Source organism: uncultured Ruminococcus sp. (assembly GCF_937915125.1).
Taxonomy (GTDB): domain Bacteria; phylum Bacillota; class Clostridia; order Oscillospirales; family Ruminococcaceae; genus Ruminococcus_C.
This window is the reverse complement of sequence record NZ_CALDMP010000002.1, coordinates 18,199-40,504: the sequence shown is the minus strand read 5'-3', so window position 1 is coordinate 40,504 and position 22,306 is coordinate 18,199. Positions and strand designations below refer to the sequence as shown.

Below are 22,306 nucleotides of genomic sequence, written 5' to 3'. Positions count from 1 at the left end.
TCATCTGACGAAAAATCTGACGGCGCATCTGACGCACAATCTTTGTGCGGTATTTCCCTAATTCCTAACTCCTAATTCCTCATTGAAACAAAATCAAAAGGGAGAGAACAGTATGACGTTAAATGAATTACAGTGCGGAAAAACGGCACGTGTGCTCACTGTGGGCGGTGAGGGTGCGCTGCGGCAGCATTTTCTGGACATGGGGATCATTCCGGGCGGTGAGATCACCATGGTGAAGCTGGCACCTATGGGTGACCCCATGGAACTGCGGATCCACAGCTATGAGCTGACTCTGCGGCTGGCAGATGCCGCCCAGATCACCATTACGGATGTCCATGATGCAGCGGCACCCTGTGACCGCAATGTGCGGAAAAAAGTAGTTGACCACCCCGGACTGGGCGAAGGCGGCAAATATCACGTGAAGGCAGATGAAACACCTCTGCCGGAGGGAACGGTCCTGACCTTTGCCCTCGCCGGGAACCAGAACTGTGGCAAAACGACGCTGTTCAACCGACTCACCGGTTCCAATCAGCATGTGGGAAATTTCCCCGGTGTCACCGTTGACCGGAAAGACGGTAAAATACGGGAACATGCCAATACCCTGGTGACCGATTTGCCCGGTATTTACTCCATGTCACCCTATACCAGCGAGGAGATCGTCACCCGGCAGTTTGTACTGGACGAAAAGCCAAAGGGCATTATCAACATTGTAGATGCCACCAACATTGAGCGAAATCTCTACCTGACCATGCAGCTGATGGAACTGGATATCCCCATGGTGCTGGCACTGAATATGATGGACGAAGTACGGGAAAACGGCGGCTCTATTCTGGTAAACGAAATGGAGGCAAGGCTAGGCATCCCTGTGGTGCCCATTTCAGCGGCAAAAAACGAGGGTATTGACGAGCTGATCGACCACGCCATCCATGTGGCACAGTTCCAGGAACGCCCGGGGCGCATTGATTTCTGCAAGGAAGATGATGCAGGCGGCGCTGTACACCGCTGTCTCCACGGCATTATGCATCTCATTGAAGATCACGCCAGAACAGCCGGCATTCCCATCCGGTTTGCAGCGGCAAAGCTGGTAGAGGGTGACACACTGATTCTGGAGCAGCTGAAGCTGAGCCAGAATGAAAAGGAACTGCTGGAGCATATCATTGTCCAGATGGAAGAGGAACGTGGTCTGGATCGTGCCGCCGCCATTGCGGATATGCGCTTCAAATTCATCCAAAGCATTTGCGATGCCACTGTCATCAAGCCACGGGAAAGTAAGGAACATGTCCGCAGCACAAAGATCGATCAGATCCTGACAGGAAAATACACGGCAATCCCATCGTTTATTGCAATTATGGCGCTGGTGTTCTTCCTGACATTCAATGTCATTGGTGCCGGACTTTCCAGTCTGCTGGAATGGGGTATCGGTACACTGACGGATTGGATAGACAATCTCCTGACAGAATGGGACGTAAACAGTGTACTCCACTCTTTGGTCATTGACGGCATATGCAACGGCGTGGGAAGCGTGCTGAGCTTTTTGCCCACCATTGTTACCCTGTTTTTCTTCCTGTCGCTATTGGAGGACAGCGGATATATGGCACGTGTCGCTTTTGTCATGGACAAGCTGCTGCGTAAAATTGGTTTATCCGGGCGAAGCATTGTACCCATGCTCATTGGCTTTGGCTGCACTGTCCCCGGCGTCATGGCGACCCGAACGCTGCCCTCAGAGCGTGACCGAAAAATGACGATCCTGCTGACGCCTTTCATGAGCTGTTCCGCAAAGCTGCCCATCTACGCCTTTTTCACAGCAGCATTTTTCCCCAAACACGGCGGTCTGGTCATGGTTGCGCTGTATTTCGGCGGTATCCTCATGGGCATTCTGACTGCGGCGCTGATGAAAGGGACCTTATTCAAGGGCAACGCCGTCCCTTTTGTCATGGAGCTGCCAAACTATCGTATGCCGGGCGCAAAAAATGTACTCCAGCTGCTGTGGGACAAAGCACGGGACTTTTTGCAGCGCGCATTTACTGTCATTTTTCTCGCCACCATTGTGATCTGGTTCTTGCAGACCTTTGACCACCATCTGAATGTGGTTGCAGACTCCCAGGACAGCCTGCTGGCGTCCGTTGCTGGTATCATTGCGCCGATTTTCAAGCCTTTGGGCTTCGGTGACTGGCGGTTCTCCACAGCGCTCATCTCTGGTTTTATTGCAAAGGAAAGCGTTGTTTCCACGCTGTCGGTGCTGTTCGGTTCTACAGAAACGCTCCTGGCGGTTCTCTCTCCTCTGGCGGCAATATGTCTGCTGGTATTCTGCCTGCTGTATACGCCGTGTGTTGCGGCGATTGCCTCAATCCGCCGGGAACTGGGCGGAAAATGGGCGCTGGGCGTTGTGATCGGGCAGTGCATCATTGCATGGGTCGCTGCGTCGGTGGTACATCTGGTGGGAATGCTGTTCGGGGTGATGTGATATGACCTGGGCAGATGGCATAATCCTGCTGCTTCTGACAGTGGCAGTGGGAATAGCAGTGCGACATATTTTCCGGCATCGTTCAAAGCCGTGCAGCGGATGCTGCGGCGATTGTCAGAATTGCGGTAAAAAGGAAACATAAATAATACTAATCTCTGACCAAACCCATGAAAATCTTCACCGCCATCCACTCGCTGCTCGTCGTCAAACGCCCTTGCCAGGCGACAGCCTGCCTGCGGACGTTTTCCTTGATCAGCGAATGCCTGTCGGCGAATCTTTTCATGGAACTGATCAGAGATTAATATAACAACAGGAAAACTTGCGGGTGGCTAATAGCCGCCACTACATTAACACAAAAAGCGGTACAGCAAATCTGCCATACCGCTTTTCGCTATTTACGGAGCATGTCCGTTACATTCGGGAGAACCCGATCTCGCTTAGCCCAGCTCTGCGAAATACTTGATGGTGCGAACCATCTGGCTGGTGTAGCTGTTCTCGTTGTCGTACCAGGAAACAACCTGTACTTCGAACAGATCGTCAGCGATCTTGGAAACCATGGTCTGAGTTGCATCGAACAGAGAGCCATACTTCATACCGATAACGTCAGAAGAAACGATCGGCTCTTCGTTGTAGCCATAAGACTCAGTAGCAGCAGCCTTCATTGCAGCATTGATGCCGTCAACAGTTACATCTGTGCCCTTTACAACAGCAGTCAGGATGGTGGTGGAACCAGTCGGAACCGGTACACGCTGTGCAGAACCGATGAGCTTGCCGTTCAGTTCCGGAATAACCAGACCGATTGCCTTAGCAGCACCGGTGGAGTTCGGAACGATGTTTGCAGCGCCAGCTCTTGCTCTTCTCAGATCGCCCTTTCTGTGCGGACCATCCAGGATCATCTGGTCACCAGTGTAAGCGTGAATGGTGCTCATGATACCGCTCTGGATCGGAGCATAGTCATTCAGTGCCTTTGCCATAGGAGCCAGGCAGTTTGTGGTGCAGGATGCTGCGGAGATGATCTTGTCATCAGCGGTCAGGGTGTTGTGGTTTACGTTGTAAACGATAGTCGGCAGATCGTTGCCAGCCGGAGCAGAAATAACAACCTTCTTTGCACCAGCGTCGATGTGAGCCTGTGCCTTTGCCTTAGAAGTATAGAAACCTGTGCACTCCAGAACAACGTCTACGCCGATCTCGCCCCACGGCAGCTCTGCTGCGTTAGCCATAGCATAGATCTTCAGGGTCTTGCCGTCAACAGTGATAGTACCAGCCTCGTCATCAGCGGTAACAGTGTGCTTGTCCTCGCCGATACGACCTGCATAACCGCCCTGTGCGGTATCATACTTCAGCAGGTGAGCCAGCATAGAAGGCTTTGTCAGGTCGTTGATTGCAACAACCTCATAACCCTCTGCACCGAACATCTGACGGAATGCAAGACGACCGATACGGCCAAAACCATTAATAGCAACTTTAACTGACATTGGAATTACCTCCTAAATTTTTATAATCTTATTTTACACCATTTCGAAGCAGAATTCAAGCACTTTCTGAAAAAAAGCATGCATTCCCCATACAAGTTCTCTTAATTTCTACATTTTGTGTAAAAATCGAGCCATCAGTTTGTTCAAGATGCACAAATCTAAAAATTGAAACAAAAATCTCAAAATTTTTATTTCTATGTTCTCAAATATGTAGTATAATAAAAGCATAGAATAGGAACGTAATAGGGAGGGTATATGACATGCAACAAAACGAATACGATTGGATCGTGAAATGGTATCAGCAGACAGCGGATTACGTGATCCTATTCTCGCAGCAATGGGAGACACTGTGGCAGAACCGGGACTGTCCCATGCTGCATCATGCAGAAAATGATCAGGCATTCCTGACTTATTTCGAGAATAAGATACCAAAACCGGGAACATATCTCATTTGTTATCAAGGAGAGCTTTACAGCATTCAGTTGGATTGGCATGAACAGGAGGACGAAATTCTGTACCTGGTGCGAATCGGGCAGTCCCCCTGCCAGGAAACCGCATGGAAGAATCCGACATGGCGGCACGAACTGGAAAACCAGACTGCTGCCTTACGCCAGCAGGTCTTCGGAATCTCCAATGCAGTGGCAGAACTGTATCATACCATCGAGGAAACCAGCGACGGATATTCCCGCATGGTACTGGAAGAAATGATGGAACAGCTGAACATCATCAAGGGCAACTGCTGCCGGATGATGCAGCCATCCGTTTTACAGAGTGAGATGTCTAAATATTACCAAAGCCAAGAGATTTCCAGCGAGGCTTTTTTTCTTGACCGCGAATTGTCGAAATTTGTCGAATCCTGTCATGCAGTTCTCGGAAGAACTCTGCGGCTGCACTTGGAAAGCGAATCGCACCTGCGGATCTTTGCAAACCGCAGACGATTGCAGAACTGCCTGCTCTGTCTGATCTTACACATCCGGCGGCAGCGCCCCGACATCACCCGGATGCACTGGAACGCACAGCAGCAGGAGGAACAGATCATCCTCACCTGCACTGCCGATTCTGACGGAACTGATACTGTATCCAAACGGCACAGCAGCCTGGAACAGCTCTATGAGACGCCGCTGGTTTCTCCAGAGGAGATGGTTATCCGGCTGTTCTGCAAAACATATCACGCTGCCGCTTTATATACGAACCTGGAAAACCGCATGGTCTGCACCCTTCGGTTTCCGGTGTGCAGTCCGGATGTACCGCTGTCCCTGCAAAGCCCCAGTCAGATATTGCAGGATGATGCATTTTCACCTTTTCAGATCCTTCTGTCGGATATTTCCGCATATCGGTTTTATTGAAAAAGGAAGGAGCTGTTGCAAACAGTCAAAATCCAACGGGAAAACGATGCGATGTGGGCATCGCACCCGTTAACCAGGATTTTAGGCAATACCGCACAAAGATTGTGCGTCAGATGCGCCGTCAGATTTTTCGTCAGATGAAACAAAAATGCTCGTGAATACTTTGTGTATTCACGAGCATTTTTGTGAAATATGACGCAAAATATGCAAGCATATGACGTGCAAAGCCGTCAGGCGCTCTTTGTACGGTGTTGCCTTTACTGTCTTGCAACAGCCCCTTTTGCTATGTGCATCTGAGGAAATCCCCCGACATTTTTTTACGCCGCCAATTCATTCAGAATCAACATGCCCAATTGCAGCGCAATTCCTGCCAAAAGCCACGGCGACGACCAGAATACCCGGTTTCTCGTTGCCTGCTTCTGGGTGGGATATGGCAGCGGATACTTCCGTTCCTTCAGAAACCAGAAGATCACGCCCACCAGAGAAATCGCATAGTATCCCAGCGCCAGAATGCCGAACACGACAGCGCCGATTCCATCTGCAAGAAATTCCTGCCCCAGGCTCAGCACAAAGGACATGGTATTGATGGCAGCGTGCACCAGAATAGACGGCAGCAGAGAGTTATGCCGCGCAACGATTTTTCCCAGGAACATGCCAACCAAAAAGCCCGGCAGGAACTGACCTACATTACCATGCATGAGACCAAACAACAGGGCACTCATGACAATGCCGAAGCGGATGCTGACTTTCGACAAAGTTTTCATGAGAAACCCCCGGAACAGCAGTTCTTCTGTCACCGGTGCCAGAATACAAGTGTAAAGGGCAACCACAATGGTGGACTTTGCACTCGAAAAATATGAAAAATCCACTTCTGTCATTTCCATACCGTTCTGAGACATGAGCCATTTGAGAATGGAATATACGATACCGGCAACACACTGCAGCCCGATGCCAATGGTCATATATTGCACAGCTTTTCCCACGGTAAAATCCTGGGTCTGGAACAGACTGGGTGTGGGGATTCTCATACTGCGACAGCCGATCAGTGCCACTGTGACATTCAGCACAGAAAAGACCAATGCATTTAACGCCATCAGAAGCGCAGAGTTCTGAAAATATGTCATCACATCACTCGTATCGCCGCTGAAATAATTCATTAAGGAGCCGCCCATTAGAATGAAAATCACCAGCATTAGAATCGTGAACAGTGTCTGAGAGATCAGGCAGCTCAAAAACACGCCCAGCCCCGCCGTGTTCATGCTTTTCCGAATGGCACGTCGTTCCTCTCGCTCCGGGAACAGCGGAATCTCAAAGCTCGGCAGTAGAATCTGTGGCAGGGTGCGGCGATAGTCCGTGCGGTATGCCGCATTTTCCAGAGAATTCTCAAAGGGATTCTGAGGATCGATCTGGGACTGCGTTGCGGACGGCGAAACCTGGGGTTCCGGCTGGGAAGCGCCGGGCGTATTCCACGAATATGTATCCATATATGATAATGCCTCCTGTTTTCCTGGAATGAATTTTTGATAGTATATCATTTTTATTGTACCACATTTTTTGTCTTTCGTAAACAACTTTTTTGAAATTATGAAGCAAAATTTGTCCAGGCCTGCACTTGTCCCTGGTTTTCCGTGAACGAGAAAAAAGCCTATGGACAAATCCAGAAAAATATGCTATACTTATTACAACAAATCATCATTGGAGTCGGTTTCATATCTTTTTCTGCATAGATTTTCGAGTGAATTTTCGCTGGTTTTAAGGCGGAAATTCGCAGGCGAGCTTCCGCCCGGCAAGAATATCTAAGGCAACACCGCACAAAGAGCGCCTGACGGCTTTGCACGTCATATGCTTGCATATTTTGCGTCATATTTCACAAAAATGCTCGTGAATACACAAAGTATTCACTGCGCTTTTTGTTTCATCTGACGAAAAATCTGACGGCGCACCTGACGCGCAATCTTTGTGCGGTATTGCCCTAACGAAAAAAGCAGTAAAATTCGCCGAAAAAATGCGTGGAAAAAGATGCAAAACTGGTTCCTAGCAAAGGAGAAGGAATTGCCTATGCAGCACGAAAAATCATGCGGCGCCATTGTTTACCGCAAATCCCATGGCAATACGGAAATTTTGCTGATCAAGCATATTAACAGCGGTCATTGGTCTTTTCCCAAGGGTCACATGGAAAACGGCGAAACTGAAATTGAGACCGCTGTCCGTGAGATCAAGGAAGAAACCGCCATTGATGTCATGGTCGATCCCACATTTCGGGAAACTGTCTCGTATTTTCCAAAGCGTGACACCCAGAAAACCGTTGTTTATTTTATCGCATGTGCCAAAAATTATAATTTCATCCCCCAGGAAGAAGAAATTGCAGAGATCCGCTGGGTGGATATCGGCTATGCGTCTTCCATCCTGACGTATGAGAACGACAAAAATATTGTCAACAAAGCCAAGGCAGCCATCAAACGATTCTGAATGCAAAATGCTCCCGGTGAATTCATCGGGAGCATTTTTGTTTTCCATTATAGGCAATACCGCACAAAGCCACAGGTGCTCTTTGTGCGGTGTTGTTTATAAAATATTCCGCAGAAGGGGCATTTCTCCCACGCCAAGGCGTTCGATCCACATCCGTGCTTCGGCAAATTCCGATTTCAGCTCATCGCAGTCCTCTGCACGCATGGGGTCCAGATGGGAAATGGTAATATCGATCTGAAGTACCTTATCCCGCCATACCATGAGATTCAGCATACGCTGTGACTTTTCCCATTGGGCTTCGAATTCTGCAAAGGGCTCCGCCGCCGCTTCCAGAGACTGGGTCTCTGCAATTTCTTCGATCTCATCCAATCCAGCCAAAAGCTTGTCTGTTTCAGTATGCACAAACCACGCTGTGCCAATGCTCAATACGAGCAGCATAAGCAGAATTGCCGCACCCAGACGTACTCGGTTCACTCTTTATCCCCCCTTTTCTTCGGGATCACAGTACAAGCACCAGTGGAATCCGCAATCATCAGAAATACCTGCTTCACCGCCAGACGATGCTCTGCCAGCTTCTGATAGACCCACTCCACGTTATATCCGATCATTGACAGTGACTTGTTCATGACAACACCGTCCTGAATAATCGCCACAGGCGGATTCAGGATTGCCTTTTTCAGTTTGATATCTCCCTGGGTCAGAGGCTGATACTCAGGCTTCGGGTAAACAGAAATGGTTCCCGTGGTTTCCATGATGGCAAACTGCACCTGGCTCACGTCAAAGATCTGATTGGAACGAAGTGACATCATCAGATCGTCCACAGACAACCGCAGATCACGCATAGTCGCCTGTTCGATCTGCCCGTCCCGGATTATGATCTTCGGTCTGCCGGAGATGATACGGCGCATCCGCAGGGATTTCAGCGTGACCCAGGACATGACCGCCTCATAGCATACCAGCGCCAGAATAGGCAGGATGCCCACGATCAGAGGAATGTCCGGATCTTCCAGGGGCAGCGTGGCAATATTGGAGATCAGAATGGTGATGACAAGCTCCGACGGCTGCAATTCTCCCAGCTGCCGCTTTCCCATCAGGCGAACGCCGAAAATCACCACAATGTACAAGATCAAAGATCGTATCAGAACAATACTCATAGAAAAATGCGCCTCCTTCCATACCCTTAGTATGGACAGAGGCGCATAGATTATGCAGAAGAGTACTGCGTTATTTTCCTTCTCCGGCAGTTTCGCCGCCCTCCCGTTTCTTGAAAACAAACAGCTTGCTGAACAGATAGTTGGACAGGACAATGAAAACCTGTGCACAGATCTTCACCACATAGTAATTCAGTCCCAGCCATGTTGCGAATACCAGCATGATGCCCAGCTCCAGGAAATAGGAAACCAGACGTGCTCCGTAGAAGGAGAAAAATTCCGTCCAGAATGCACGCTTTGTGGCAGTCTTGCTTTTGAATACGTATTTTTTGTTGGTAAAAAATGCAAAGGTCACGGCGCAGATCCAGGAAAAAGTGGTACAGAAGATGGTCGCAGCGGCACCAGTTCCCAGAAAATACGCTGGTACAAACTGGGTCACAAAAGAGACAACGGTAGTCAGTCCGCCGAAAATGAGATACAGAATCAGATCTTCATAGCGAAAATACAGATTCCGCAGGGGCTTCGGCAGGTGATTTGCCACCCATAAGATAAAACGTTCCATTTCTTTTCATCCTTTCTTTTTGACAATTCACGAAATATTGTTTATTCGTTTCTGCCAATTGTATCATTTTTCATAAAAACATGCAGAACTACTTGATTCTTTTCTGATTTTATGGTATGATGCATAATAGTTATATTGATTTGTATGATTCCAGGAGGAACTATTTTGATTTACGTCATACCGATACTGATTTTATTGATTTTTTCCGCTTTGTTTTCCAGTACAGAAACTGCATTTGCCTGCGTGAACAAGATCCGCATGAAGCATCTGGCAGACTCCGGGGACAAGCGTGCCGCTGCGGCGCTGCGCATTGCCAACAAATATGAACAGGCACTGACTGCCATTCTGGTGGGCAACAACATCGCCAACATCGGTTCTTCTTCCCTTGCTACGGTATTGTTTACCATTTACTTCGGCTCTGCCGGCGCAGCTATTTCCACCGTTGTCATGACCATCCTGGTACTGACTTTCTGCGAAGTACTGCCGAAATCCTACGCCAAATCCCATGCAGACAAAATCGCATTGGCACTGGGCGGCATTCTCTCCAAATTCACCACGCTCATGACGCCTTTTGTCTGGTTCTTTGATCTGCTCTCCCGTACATTCAAGCCCAAGGACGAAGCACCCAGCGTCACAGAGGACGAGCTGAAATACATCATTGATGAAATTGAAGAGGAAGGCGTTCTGGAAGAACAGGAAAGCGATCTGGTGATCTCCGCTCTGCAATTTGATGAAACCTCTGTCAGCGAGATCCTCATCCCCCGGGTACGCATCGTTGCACTGTCCTCAGATGCCACAGTGGAGGAAGCGAAAAAGCTGTTCCTGAACAGCCATTTCTCGCGGTTCCCTGTCTATGAAAAGAGCCTGGACAATATCATCGGCATGATCACCAACAAAGACTTTTTCCGGCTCATGTGCGGGCAATACACTTCTTTGCAGGAGATCACCCAGACCGTCATTTATGTACCGGAAACCAAACGCATCAGCGATATTCTCCGGGAAATGCAACTTGCCAAGACACATCTCGCCATTGTGGTTGACCAGTACGGCGGCACGAAGGGTATGGTAACCCTGGAGGACATTCTGGAGCAGTTGGTGGGCGAAATCTACGACGAAAGCGACGAGATCGTCCACGAGTTCCAAAAGACAGCACCTCATGTCTACACCGTAGTGGGTTCGTTCAGCATCAGCGATGTCTGTGCAGGGCTGGACGAAGAAGATGCACCAGCGCATGTTCCGGAGACAGATTCTACCACAGTGGGCGGCTGGGTCATGGAACTGCTGGGGCATATTCCCGGCGTAGGCGAAACGGCGGAATATGGCGCATTTCACTTCACCGTACTGGATGCGGATAACCAGACCGTCAAAAGCATCCGACTGGAGGTTACGCCGCCGACAGAGGAAGAAGAGAAATAGAAAAGGTAAGGTCTCTGCGATTGCGCAGAGACTTTTTTGTACCCTATTCTATGAAAATCTACTTTTTCTTATACTTAAACAAAACCAGCGCCACCACAGCAGTCAACACCACTGCAATCATTGTGGGAAACCAGGTATGCTCTGCACCGGGCAAATCCAGCGTATTCATGCCATAAAAGCTGAATACCATGGTCGGAATCGCCAGAATAATGGTCACCATGGTCAAGCGCCACATGACGATATTCAGGTTATTGGAGATCACAGAACCAAACGCCTCGACTACGCCGGAAAGAATGCCCGAATAAATACTCGCCATTTCCTGCGCCTGTTTCAGCTCAATGAGTACATCCTCCAGAAGATCCTGATCTTCTTCGTAGAGCTTCACTACCCTGCCCCGCAAAATCTTATTCATGGTCACATCGTTGGATTTCAGAGAGGTAGAGAAGTAAATCAGGGATTTTTCCAGTTCCAGCATCTGGATGAGTTCGTGATTCTTCATGGCGCCGTGCAGTTTTCTCTGCATGGCAGTGGATGTCTTGTCGATCTGTTTCAGATAAACCAGGAAGGAGGATGTAATATTCATCATGAGCCGCAGGACGAACTGCGTCCGGAACTGGGTCTGGATATTCCGCACCCGACCGCTGACCACGTCATCAATCACCTTATTTTCCCGCAGGGAAATGGTGAATACGTAGTGATCCGTCAGAATAATACCCAGCGGCATGGTGTAAAAGATCAATGTATCATCCTTCTGCACCTCTGAAACCGCCGTATCAACAATAATCAGCGTCTGATTTTCTTCCTGTTCCACACGGGACGATTCCTCTTCGTCCAAGGAGGATTTCAGAAAGTCGCTGTCCAGGCCATATTCATCAATGAGCATTTTGCGTTCCTGGGCAGTGGGATCCACTACCGAGACCCAGCAGCCGGGCGTAATGGAATCCACTTCAATGAGCCGGTTTGCAACCGTCTTGTAATACGAAACCAAATGGAATACCACCTTTCAGCAAGGCAGCTCCACTGATACAGCACAGCTGACCCTGCATATTTTCAAAGTTCTGTTCCCTTTGCCGTATGCCTTTTTCATGCATGGCAAAGGATATGGGTCAGCGTTCATGCCGCACCTCCTGTTCTATCATACGCTTTTCCGGCAATTTAGCCGCTTCTTTTATTATAACAGAAAAAGCCGCCCTTGGCAAGGCGGCTTTTGTAAATTTTACGATTTTTTTGCAAGACGATTACGCATGACTGTCACGAATCTCTTCCCGCAGGCGTTCTTTAATACCATCAAAAATCACGTTCTTTGCATGGACAGCCTGTTCCTTGGTAGCAGCTGGAACGCCTTTCAAGGGATAGTCTATCCCTAAGTTTTCATACTTCACTTCGCCCATGGTATGATACGGCAGCACATCCAGTGCCTTCAGATTATCCAGTCCGCCAATAAAATGTCCCAGACGGCGCAGGTATTCGTCATTCAGCGTCAATCCCGGCACGATTACGTGGCGGATCCAGACCGGGACCTTCTTTTCTTTCAGATATTCGGCGAATTCCAGAATATGCTTGTTGCTCTGCTTGGTGAGCTTCTTGTGCTCTTCCTCATCAATGTGCTTGATATCCAGCATCACCAGGTCTGTCACAGCCATAAGACGGTCAAATTCTGCACGCTTTTCCGGTCGGAAAAGAATCCCGGAGGTATCCAGGCAGGTGTGGATATTTTTCTTTTTTGCCGCTTCAAACAGCTCGGTGAGGAATTCCATCTGCACCAAGGGTTCCCCACCGGTTGCAGTGATACCGCCGTCGCGGAGAAATTCCTTGATGCCATCATATTCTTTCAGCAGTGACTCCACGCTGCGCAGATTGCTATCGTCAGTTGTCGCAGGCCAGGTGTCCGGATTGTGGCAGTACAGACAGCGCATGGGACATCCCTGGAAAAAGATCACAAAGCGAATGCCCGGGCCGTCTACTGTGCCGAAGCTTTCCGTAGAGTGAATGTGTCCTTCCATAATCTACCTCCTTTTGATACAACAATGGGCGCACAAAAAATTGTACGCCCACTGGAATGTTACTTATGCGACTTTCGCAGGACTGTTCCGATTAGAGACCAGCGTGGAAAGTTCTGGAGATAACGTCATCCTGCTGCTCCTTGGTCAGCTTGATGAAGTTAACTGCATAGCCGCTGACACGGATAGTCAGCTGCGGATACTTCTCCGGGTGCTGCTGTGCATCCAGCAGAGTCTCACGGTTCAGTACGTTTACGTTCAGATGGTGACCGCCTTTTTCAGCATAACCGTCCAGCAGGCCAACCAGATTTTCGATTTGCTTTTCATTTGCCATAATAAATTCCTCCTTGCAGAATTTACAACAATTGTATTACCGAAAGAGCAAATGCTCACTCTTCGTCTATGAATTCAGTCGGCTGACAGCAAGCCATGCTTCCCTTTGAGCAATCCATGCTGCGATAGGTTTTCACATTCATGCCGTCACCCATGAGATCATCCTCGGAAATGGTCAGGTGACCGCTTCCATTCTCCATGAGCTTTTCGATCATATCGACCAACTCATCGGACTTGTCATGATCCTTGAGTTCATGCTGTGCCATGACCCTGCGCCTCCTTTCTCATTATAAGGGGTTTCCTTATTCCTTCTCCATAGCCTCACGGATAGAAGCAATATCCACATCGCCTGCGAATACAGAAGAATCCTTACCCAGGGCGTCCGGAATAATGGTAAATGTGTTGGAGATACCATCCTGTGCATTCTTCCACGGCAGCTTTGCAACAGAAGCCATAGAAGCAGCTGCACCGTGGGTATCACGGCCGTGCATCGGATTTGCACCCGGTGCCAGCGGCTGACCCTTCTTACGGCCGTCCGGTGTGTTACCGGTCTTCTTGCCGTATACAACGTTGGATGTGATGGTCAGGATAGAAGTGGTCGGTACGCCGCCTCTGTAGCAATAGTTGCTGCGGATCATATCCATGAACTTGTTCAGGATCTCAACAGCAATGCTGTCTACACGGTCGTCGTTGTTGCCGTACTTCGGGAAGTCGCCTTCTACTTCGAAGTCAGTCACTACGCCGAATTCGTCACGGATGCACTTTACCTTAGCATACTTGATTGCGGACAGGGAGTCAGCAACAACGGACATACCAGCGATACCAGTTGCGAAGTAACGCTTAACGTCTCTGTCGTGGAGTGCCATCTGGAGTGCCTCGTAGCAGTACTTGTCGTGCATGTAGTGGATGCAGTTCAGAGTATCTACGTACAGCTTTGCCAGCCATTCCATCATGTCGGTGTACTTATCCATAACATCATCGTAGTCCAGATAATCGCCTTCTACCGGACGATACTTCGGACCAACCTGATTGTGCTTGCCGGTCTTGGCATCGATTCTCTCATCCACACCGCCGTTGATTGCATACAGCAGGCACTTTGCCAGGTTTGCACGTGCGCCGAAGAACTGCATTTCCTTACCAACACGCATAGAGGATACGCAGCAAGCGATGGCATAATCATCGCCGTGTGTTATACGCATCAGGTCGTCGTTCTCATACTGGAAAGAAGAGGTGTTGATGGACAGCTTTGCACAGTAGTGCTTGAATGCTGCCGGCAGGCGCTTGGACCACAGAACAGTCAGGTTCGGCTCCGGTGCAGTACCCAGGTTCTCCAGGGTGTGCAGGTAACGGAAGCTGTTCTTCGTTACCAGAGTTCTGCCGTCGAGACCCATACCGCCGATGGACTCAGTAACCCACTGCGGGTCGCCGGAGAACAGTGCGTTGTATTCCGGTGTTCTTGCGAACTTGACCATACGCAGCTTCATGATGAAGTGGTCGATATACTCCTGTGCCTGTTCCTCAGTCAGAGTGCCGTTGTCCAGGTCACGCTGAATGTAGATGTCCAGGAATGTGGAGGTACGGCCCAGGCTCATTGCAGCGCCGTTCTGATCCTTGACAGCTGCCAGATATGCAAAGTATGTCCACTGGATTGCTTCCTTTGCATTGGTAGCCGGTCCGGAAATGTCATAGCCATACTTTGCAGCCATGTTCTTCAGAGCCTTCAGAGCCTTTACCTGCTCTGCCAGTTCCTCACGCAGACGGATCTTCTCCTCTGTCATGGTACCGGAAGTCACAGCCTTCTGATAGTTCTTGTCTTCGATCAGACGATCTACACCATACAGAGCAACACGGCGATAGTCACCAATGATACGGCCTCTGCCGTAAGCATCCGGCAGACCGGTGATAATGGCATTGTGACGAGCAGAACGCATTTCCGGTGTGTATACATCGAATACGCCCTCGTTGTGTGTCTTTCTGTACTCACGGAAGATATAGCTGATCTCCGGATCTACCTTGTAGCCATAGGATTCGCAGGCAGTCTCAGCCATACGGATACCGCCGAACGGCTGGAGAGAACGCTTCAGCGGCTTGTCAGTCTGGAGACCGACGATTGTCTCAAGTTCCTTGTGAATATAGCCGGCATCGTGAGAGTTAACCTTGGATACGATCTTGGTATCCATGTCAATTACGCCGCCGTTTTCACGTTCCTTCTGGAACAGATCCAGTACCTCGCCCCACAGTGTTTTTGTTGCTTCAGTCGGGCCGGCCAGAAAGCTTTCGTCACCCTCATACGGAGTATAGTTCTTCTGGATGAAGTCACGTACGTCGATGGTCTTTTCCCATGCGCCGCCAACGAAGCCTTCCCATGCCTTTGCCATTGTTTCTGCCATTTTTAAAATCTCCCCTTTGCTGAATGAACCAGCGGAATTTAGTTTGGATTTTTTGCAAATCACAACTGGTTAAGCCATAAAAATGCGTCATTTTTAAGTCATATTCTCCTGACCTTTTCAGTTGTGTTTTGGTCTGTCTTAATAATAACACATCTCAACTAGGATGTCAATAGCTTTCCTGCAATTTCCCAAGAATTTTTTTCGGAAAACCTTATTTTTCGATTATGTATCCCGGAATGTTGCATTCATTTTAAAATAAAGAAAAGAAAAAGCGCAGATTCGATTTGTTTTGTTAGATATTCGGCAGCGTTTTCGGTTGACAGGATTTTTCCGGCATGTTATATTTTCTGTAATGTCAGAAAATGATATACAGCACGCTTTTGCTGCTGTACCGTTCTGACTGACGAACTAAAATGATTTCCCATTAATTTTGTCGGAAATCATCTGCTTGTTCATTGTTATTCCACAAAAATCATGGGATTCCGATCGGCTCCGGAATCTGTTTTTCCAATCGAAATTTTAATGACATATCCAACATCTTCCCCGGTGCACAATCCGCATTCTCGGGTACCGCTGTGCCCTGACACTGGGTGAAGATCATGGGAAACATTGCTGTAGAACGTATTGCGTTCTTTTTAATCTCTATAAAATCTATGATATTTGTAGGAAATCGACAATTCTATTATCGAAAAAGGCTTATTTTTTCTACCAATCCCCCACTAAAACCCTCTTGAAAACCTACTAAACCTATGTTATAATAGTAGTATTAAAACAAAATCCCTATGCGCTCAAATGTCATACATTTTTACGAAAGGAAAAAGCCATGAAAATTTCAACAAAAGGCCGCTATGCCCTGCGGATGATGCTGGATCTCTCTGCGCATCAGAACGATGGTTTCATTGCGCTGAAAGATATTGCAGAGCGGCAGGAAGTCTCCAAGAAATATCTGGAACAGATCGTTCCGCTGCTGACAAAATCCAACCTGCTTCGCACGAACCGGGGATATCAGGGCGGTTATATGCTTTCCAGAAAGCCCTCAGAATATACCGTAGGCGAAATTCTGCGCATTACAGAAGGCAGTCTCTCTCCGGTGGCGTGTATCCAATACGGTGACGTTGACTGTCCCCGGTCGGAGCAATGCCTGACCATTCCGGTATGGAAAGGGCTGTACCAGACCATCAACAACTATCTGGACGGCATCACACTACAGGACATGATTGACAACGCTGCCGGGAACGATTTCTGCATTTAAGGCCAACGTTCATGACAGCTTTATCTGCACAAAAAAAACCGCACAAGTACGCTGAAAAAACAACTTGTGCGGTTTTCTTATGCCCGATCCTTTATGGGCTTGATCACAATACGATTTTTGTTCTTCTTGTCCTCATAAAGCGCTTCGTCTGCAAATTTCACATAGCTCTGCGCTTTCATGCCCGGTGCGCATTGCACCGCATACATACCAAGACTGATGGTAATATTATATGGTTTCTCGCTTTCGGCATTATACAGCCGTGCTGTCTTTTTGATGCAGTCATAGATCTCCTGCATTGCTGCATTTGCGTCACCATCGTCCACCATAACAAAGGCTGCAAATTCATCGCCGCCGATTCTGCCGATAACATCCAGCAGCGGCACGCAGGTATTCAGATAATGTATGCAGGTCTTGAGGGCATGGTCACCCTCGTTGTGACCGAAGGTATCGTTGATAATTTTCAGATTGTCCAGGTCGCCCAGCAGCAGAATGCCGGTCTTTCCCGCAGATTCCGGACTTTCCAGAAGCATATTCGCAAACCGGTAGAACCCGCGCCGGTTATAGGCGCCGGTCAGTTCATCGGAATCGGACATCTGCTCCAGTCTCCGGTTATCATACCTTGCCTCTTCCAGGTCGCCTTCCAGTTCCTTCACCAGACGTGTCATCTTGATGGCAGAACAGATCTGCGGCGCAACGGAATAGATCTGGGAAAAATGGTTCAGATCCAGTTCGCAGACAAACAGACCATACTGTTCCTCATTGGAAAACAGGGGCACCATAACAAAGGTGTATCTGCGATCCTTCGGCATGTGTTCATTGTCAATACAATCAAAAATGGAAACCCGCTGTTCCGGCGGTTCCAGCTTTTGAAGATTTTTTCCGATATGATAGGACTTCAGATAGAGATCGTCCGGGATGTTCCACGTTTCATATTGATAATGCACCACAGGAACCCGGAAGATGTAAATATAACTGCTCCTGAAATTGACGCGATACAGATTCTTGACGATGGAAAAGAAACTTTTTTCCTCATCACTGCAATTGATCATCATATCCTTATTGATATTGCTGATGAGAAAATTGCTGTAAACCAGATTGGTGCGCAAAATATACAGCTGCTGCATGCTGTAATCCAACAGATGATTGATAAACGCACTATAGATTTGTTCTGTTGCCAGATAATTTTCCGGATTTCCTTCGCAGAGAAGCAGCGCCAGGTCTCTTGCATACAGCATAATCTTTTTCAGCAGAGGAATCTGAATCCGGATCTCGTCCGTCTGCTGGAAAAGCTGCTCAATTGCCCTTTCATATGCAGCAGCATCCAGCTTCTGATCTGTGCTGATCTCCTCAAATTCCTGCTCCAGAAGTTTTTCCACTACTTTAACAAATTCCGTTTTTTTCAGACTTTCCACGTCACCGATATATTTATAAAAAATTGCGGAGACGATCTGTTTTGCGGCATGATTTTTTGCCATTTCCCGGATCTGTTCCGGTGAGATTTCCCGTTCTGCTGTACTGCCGCAGGATTCCCGTATGATCAGCCGCGAATCCAGAGTGAGGCTGCGAGTGCTTCCCGTTTGAATCAGTTCCACTGCGCCGCACATTGCCCGATATCCCATATCGCTGACGTTGGTACGGATGGTGGTCAGCATCGGCTTTAAGCTGGTGGCAACCTCCGAGTCATCAAATCCGGTCACAAGAATGTCTTTTCCCACTTTCAGACCGCGTTCCTGGAACACATGATAGCCGCCGATGCACATTTTATCATTGGCAAAGCAAACTGCCTCCAGATCAGGATGCGCATCCAGAAGCGCACGTACCTCATCATCGGATGATTCCGAAAAGTTTCCGTATACAACCATGGTACTGTCATAAGGGATCTTATTTTCCTCCAGTGATGCCTGATAACAATGGAGACGATCCATCGCGTCTGCATTCCCCATGGGACCAGAAACATAGCCGATCTTGCGGCATCCGTGCCGGCGGATCAGATGATCTACTGCAAGCTTCATACCATTGGTATTAAAATGAATGCAGGGATAGCCCGGATATTCGACTTCCATAGTCAGAATGGGAAGATCACCGTAGCTGTCTAAAAACTGGATCATTTCTTTCTGGCTGATATAAGATCCAACAGTTCCGGCAGATACGATCAGTGCATCCAGATTCTGTGAAGAGACATAGCTATAGATCACATTGTACTGATAATCATAAATAGAATACTTTTCATCATCTTCCACCGCATTGATACCACGTCCTGGAAGAAGGATCAGATTCACGTCCAGTTCTTCTGCCGCCGTAATTGCACCTTTCAGAACCTCTGTGGCATATTCATTTTCTAGGTGGTGTATCATTAAACCAATTTGATACCGTTTCTTCTCAGCCATTTTTGACTCCTTCAGTTCATCCGTTCCAAAAAAATTTCAAATTGCGGTATACCAGGCAAATGTGACTACAAAAGTCCACACGTCCATTTCCAAAAATCTTCTTTTAGTATAACATATCTGATAGCTGATTGCAAGAACTTTTTTGCATTTTTATCAAAAAAGTACAAAAAGAAATAGCTCTCATTCCTGTTCCTCTTCTGCACGCAGTGTATAGCGGCACTCCGGAAAACGGCTGCATCCATAGAAATCGCCGTAGGCGCCGTGTCGAAGCAATAAAGTACCGCCGCACCGGGGACAGAGTCCATTCCGCAGGGCAAAATTCTGATAGGCGATCTCGCTGTCGATCTGATCCAGATGCTGTTTCCGGGCTGTTTTGGAGTCCACATTGGCACAGAGAATGGTGCCCGCCATGTACTGCACCGTATCCCAGGCAAAAATCGTATGCCGATAAGTGCGGATGGCACGGCGCAGTTTTGAAAAATGTACCAGTTCCTGCTCCGTGTTCACATTCAGTTCTGCCCTATCCGAAAAAGCCGCCATGGAAATAAACATGTCATCCTTTTCCAGATCCAACAAAGATTTCAGAGCCTGGATGTGGGCGTAATTCTGCCGGAAGGGATTGCGAAAGGGATACTTTTTCTCATGCAGTTCCTGGGTCCAGTATTCCGACCGGTCACTGCCATGGATACGACCCTGATAATTTTTCGTTTCAATGACAAAAATGCCATAGACCGAGACCACGATATGGTCGATCTGGGTGAGCCGCTTTCCCGTCAGCAGCATGAGATCGTCCAGTACAATATAGGAACGGCGGGAAAGCCGGTGCAAACGGCGGGAAACCGTTCGTTCCCCGGCATATCCTTTCAATTTGGTGCGCAGAGACTCCAACATCGTAACACATCCTTATGAAAACAAATGCGGCAAGGCGATATTCACCTGCCGCACCAGTTTTATTGAAATCAAAGAAATGAAGTAAACACCCCATAAGCTCCAAAAATAAATACTACTATTCCAACAATAATCAAAAGCGGCTTTAGTTTTTTCAACTTTATCCCAAGAAATAATACAGTAGCACCAATCAATGCAATTATAATAAATAATAAACGAATTGGCATGATGTTCCCTCCTTAATTCGTAAAAATAATGTTATAGTCTTTTGTCATTTCAGCGGTTTTCAAAAAACTGCGAATGACATTTTCCGCATTTTCCCTTGTATTCTCCATAATTTCAGAATCTGAACTAATTTTCTCTTCTTTATTCTTCTTTATCTCTTCAATTAATTGCGTATAGTCGCCCATTTGTGTTTCATTGAATATAGAATAATCTTCAAATGGAAATTCAAATGAAGACATATCAACTTCATGAGACAAAATTTTTACATCTGGCATTCTTATAGTGATTCTTTGGTTTTCATTGTCTATGTCCGTAATGCTAACTTCAGATAAATCAATTCCTATATTGATAACACCTTCATATGTAAAAACAACTTTATTTGTAGTAAGCGGCAACTTTATATCCATAAATTCTTTACTATCCTCAAATGAATCCGCATCTTTATAATAATACTTTGTTGAAGTAAGTTCGCTTGCTGGACTTATAATTTTTTTAACATTTGAAACTGTAATGAGAATACTTTCATTCTCCTCCTGTGTTTTAATAGTTTCATCTATATTTACAATTGTTGGTTTTGCGTCTTCATTTTTCGAAGATGATAAAATTGGACTTGCAACAACTCCTATTACAATTCCTATAGCTAAAGGTAATGCTACTTTAAGAAAGCCCTTTATCTTTTTTAAATACTTTTTTATCTTTGCAGTAATCAATTGCTTTCTACTCTTCTTTTCCACAATAATCTTCCTTTTCCTTTGATTTTCGTTGAAAATAGCATCGAATTTGTATAAATTATTATACCATATTTCAACTTAAATGTCAAGATATCATCAAAAGAAATAAGAAAAGCCGTTATTTATAACACGATACTATTTTCAAACAAAATATAAAAGGACGAACTGCGCATTCGTCCTTTTAACAACAATGAATAATTTAAATGTTAATTTGCACCAGCCGCTTCTGTAGTATCCTCAACCGGAATATCCACCAGAATGGAAGAATCCGAAGAGACCACACTGGGATACTTGCCGTCCCACTTGTCGATCTGCTGATACCGCAGCACATTCTGGTTCAGCGAAGCATTGATCTTCTTGTTGGCTTCCGCTTCTGCCTCTGCCTTTTTGCGAATGGCATCTGCTTCTGCCTCTGCTGCGATGACCTTTTGTTCTGCAGCAGCCTCTGCCTCAATGATCTGCTGTTCCTTTTCGGTCTCTGCACGGAGCTTGTTCTGTTCTGCTACCTGCTTCTGTTCAATGGCGGCATTGAATTCCGCAGAGAAATCGAAGTTTACGATATTGAACTTGTCGATGAGAATACCGTATTCCGACACCTTGTTGGAAAGTGTCTCCCCGATCTCATCTCCCACCGCTGACCGCTTTGTGATGAGTTCCTCGGCGGTATACTGTGCAGTGACAGCTTTCACAGCCTCCTGAATCGCCGGCTGGAGCACAGTGTCTGCATACTGCTCACCAATATTCTGGTAAATCTCCGCCGATGCATCCTTTGTAATATGATAGTTGATGGCAACACCGCTGGAAACGGTTTGCAGATCCCGGGATACGCTGTTGGAATCCACTTCAGTTTTCTGGATCTTGTTGTTCATCATGATCACTTGCTGGGCAAAAGGAATCTTAAAATGCATTCCCTCATCCAGCACACGTTCGCTGACCTTTCCGAACGTCACAATCACGCCGGAATGTCCTGCCGGCACAATGGTGATCGTGCCAAAACAGAGGATCAGTAAAATCAGTACAGCCGCACCTGCAATAATTCCGATTTTCGCCTTTTTCATACTATTTTCCTTTCTGTTTCTGATAAAAAATTGTTGTATTTTGTCTATTATAGCACAAGCAGAAAATACTGTCAAGATATTCTCAAAAATATCCACTTAAATCAATTTTTTGTGAAATATGGATTATTGTAGGGGCGACCATTGGTCGCCCCTACATAA

At 47.3% G+C, this 22,306-nt stretch carries 21 protein-coding genes; 6 read left to right on the top strand and 15 right to left on the bottom strand.

The window, feature by feature from the left end; all coding sequences use genetic code 11:
- The first annotated feature begins 112 nt into the window (after positions 1-112).
- Both feoB and Q0418_RS00180 read left to right on the top strand, forming a co-directional pair.
- Positions 113-2,464 carry a ferrous iron transport protein B gene (gene feoB / locus Q0418_RS00185; RefSeq protein ID WP_298481527.1) on the top strand — a complete coding sequence of 784 codons (2,352 nt, stop codon included), beginning with the start codon at positions 113-115 and terminating at the stop codon, positions 2,462-2,464.
- Between the two features lies 1 nt (position 2,465).
- Positions 2,466-2,606, top strand: a complete 141-nt coding sequence (locus tag Q0418_RS00180; RefSeq protein ID WP_298481526.1) for a FeoB-associated Cys-rich membrane protein — start codon at positions 2,466-2,468, stop codon at positions 2,604-2,606.
- Positions 2,607-2,901: 295 nt separating this feature from the next.
- Here the strand turns inward: Q0418_RS00180 and gap are convergent, their stop codons facing one another.
- Complete coding sequence (gene gap / locus Q0418_RS00175) at positions 2,902-3,939, bottom strand: type I glyceraldehyde-3-phosphate dehydrogenase (protein ID WP_298481525.1); 1,038 nt, start codon at positions 3,937-3,939, stop codon at positions 2,902-2,904.
- Between the two features lie 260 nt (positions 3,940-4,199).
- Between gap and Q0418_RS00170 the strand changes: the two genes are divergently transcribed.
- Positions 4,200-5,285, top strand: a complete 1,086-nt coding sequence (locus tag Q0418_RS00170) for a hypothetical protein (RefSeq protein WP_298481524.1) — start codon at positions 4,200-4,202, stop codon at positions 5,283-5,285.
- Between the two features lie 317 nt (positions 5,286-5,602).
- Here Q0418_RS00170 and Q0418_RS00165 read toward each other — a convergent pair whose 3' ends face one another.
- Positions 5,603-6,769 (bottom strand): CPBP family intramembrane glutamic endopeptidase, encoded by a 1,167-nt coding sequence (locus Q0418_RS00165; RefSeq protein WP_298481523.1) that lies wholly within the window; start codon positions 6,767-6,769, stop codon positions 5,603-5,605.
- Between the two features lie 574 nt (positions 6,770-7,343).
- Between Q0418_RS00165 and Q0418_RS00160 the strand changes: the two genes are divergently transcribed.
- Positions 7,344-7,754, top strand: a complete 411-nt coding sequence (locus tag Q0418_RS00160; protein ID WP_298481522.1) for a bis(5'-nucleosyl)-tetraphosphatase — start codon at positions 7,344-7,346, stop codon at positions 7,752-7,754.
- A gap of 96 nt (positions 7,755-7,850) precedes the next feature.
- Here the strand turns inward: Q0418_RS00160 and Q0418_RS00155 are convergent, their stop codons facing one another.
- The 3 genes from Q0418_RS00155 to Q0418_RS00145 all read right to left on the bottom strand — a co-directional run bounded on the left by Q0418_RS00155 (position 7,851) and on the right by Q0418_RS00145 (position 9,467).
- Positions 7,851-8,228, bottom strand: coding sequence for a DUF4363 family protein (locus tag Q0418_RS00155; RefSeq protein ID WP_298481521.1), 378 nt, complete (start codon positions 8,226-8,228; stop codon positions 7,851-7,853).
- A complete protein-coding gene (locus Q0418_RS00150; protein WP_298481520.1) occupies positions 8,225-8,908 on the bottom strand; it encodes a DUF421 domain-containing protein in 684 nt (227 codons plus the stop codon). Before Q0418_RS00150 ends, Q0418_RS00155 begins: the two co-directional genes overlap by 4 nt.
- Positions 8,909-8,978: 70 nt before the next feature.
- A complete protein-coding gene (locus tag Q0418_RS00145) occupies positions 8,979-9,467 on the bottom strand; it encodes a GtrA family protein (protein ID WP_298481519.1) in 489 nt (162 codons plus the stop codon).
- Positions 9,468-9,632: 165 nt separating this feature from the next.
- Between Q0418_RS00145 and Q0418_RS00140 the strand changes: the two genes are divergently transcribed.
- Positions 9,633-10,883, top strand: coding sequence for a hemolysin family protein (locus Q0418_RS00140; RefSeq protein WP_298481518.1), 1,251 nt, complete (start codon positions 9,633-9,635; stop codon positions 10,881-10,883).
- Between the two features lie 58 nt (positions 10,884-10,941).
- On the opposite strand, the gene Q0418_RS00135 is transcribed toward Q0418_RS00140, so the two are convergent.
- From Q0418_RS00135 to pflB, 5 genes are all read right to left on the bottom strand, one after another.
- On the bottom strand, positions 10,942-11,871 hold the full coding sequence (locus Q0418_RS00135; RefSeq protein WP_298481517.1) for a magnesium transporter CorA family protein: 930 nt from the start codon (positions 11,869-11,871) through the stop codon (positions 10,942-10,944).
- A gap of 250 nt (positions 11,872-12,121) precedes the next feature.
- The gene (pflA, locus tag Q0418_RS00130) at positions 12,122-12,886 is read right to left on the bottom strand and encodes a pyruvate formate-lyase-activating protein (protein WP_298481516.1); all 765 of its coding nucleotides are present in this window, start codon (positions 12,884-12,886) and stop codon (positions 12,122-12,124) included.
- Between the two features lie 91 nt (positions 12,887-12,977).
- Complete coding sequence (gene grcA3, locus Q0418_RS00125) at positions 12,978-13,217, bottom strand: autonomous glycyl radical cofactor GrcA3 (protein ID WP_295217398.1); 240 nt, start codon at positions 13,215-13,217, stop codon at positions 12,978-12,980.
- A gap of 55 nt (positions 13,218-13,272) precedes the next feature.
- Entirely contained in the window at positions 13,273-13,482 is a 210-nt protein-coding gene (locus Q0418_RS00120; protein WP_298481515.1) for a hypothetical protein, read from the bottom strand.
- A gap of 36 nt (positions 13,483-13,518) precedes the next feature.
- Positions 13,519-15,594, bottom strand: a complete 2,076-nt coding sequence (gene pflB, locus Q0418_RS00115; protein WP_367276199.1) for a formate C-acetyltransferase — start codon at positions 15,592-15,594, stop codon at positions 13,519-13,521.
- An 835-nt stretch (positions 15,595-16,429) separates the two neighbouring features.
- Here pflB and Q0418_RS00110 point away from each other — a divergent pair.
- Positions 16,430-16,858 carry an Rrf2 family transcriptional regulator gene (locus tag Q0418_RS00110; RefSeq protein ID WP_298481513.1) on the top strand — a complete coding sequence of 143 codons (429 nt, stop codon included), beginning with the start codon at positions 16,430-16,432 and terminating at the stop codon, positions 16,856-16,858.
- A 77-nt stretch (positions 16,859-16,935) separates the two neighbouring features.
- Here Q0418_RS00110 and Q0418_RS00105 read toward each other — a convergent pair whose 3' ends face one another.
- The 5 genes from Q0418_RS00105 to Q0418_RS00085 form a co-directional block, all read right to left on the bottom strand.
- Entirely contained in the window at positions 16,936-19,245 is a 2,310-nt protein-coding gene (locus Q0418_RS00105) for a GGDEF domain-containing protein (RefSeq protein WP_298481512.1), read from the bottom strand.
- A gap of 180 nt (positions 19,246-19,425) precedes the next feature.
- Positions 19,426-20,136 carry an NERD domain-containing protein gene (locus Q0418_RS00100; protein WP_298481511.1) on the bottom strand — a complete coding sequence of 237 codons (711 nt, stop codon included), beginning with the start codon at positions 20,134-20,136 and terminating at the stop codon, positions 19,426-19,428.
- A 68-nt stretch (positions 20,137-20,204) separates the two neighbouring features.
- Positions 20,205-20,360 carry a hypothetical protein gene (locus Q0418_RS00095; protein ID WP_298481510.1) on the bottom strand — a complete coding sequence of 52 codons (156 nt, stop codon included), beginning with the start codon at positions 20,358-20,360 and terminating at the stop codon, positions 20,205-20,207.
- A gap of 12 nt (positions 20,361-20,372) precedes the next feature.
- Positions 20,373-21,092 carry a DUF4230 domain-containing protein gene (locus tag Q0418_RS00090; RefSeq protein ID WP_298481509.1) on the bottom strand — a complete coding sequence of 240 codons (720 nt, stop codon included), beginning with the start codon at positions 21,090-21,092 and terminating at the stop codon, positions 20,373-20,375.
- Positions 21,093-21,295: 203 nt separating this feature from the next.
- A complete protein-coding gene (locus Q0418_RS00085; RefSeq protein WP_298481508.1) occupies positions 21,296-22,147 on the bottom strand; it encodes a prohibitin family protein in 852 nt (283 codons plus the stop codon).
- Between the last annotated feature and the right edge of the window lie 159 nt (positions 22,148-22,306).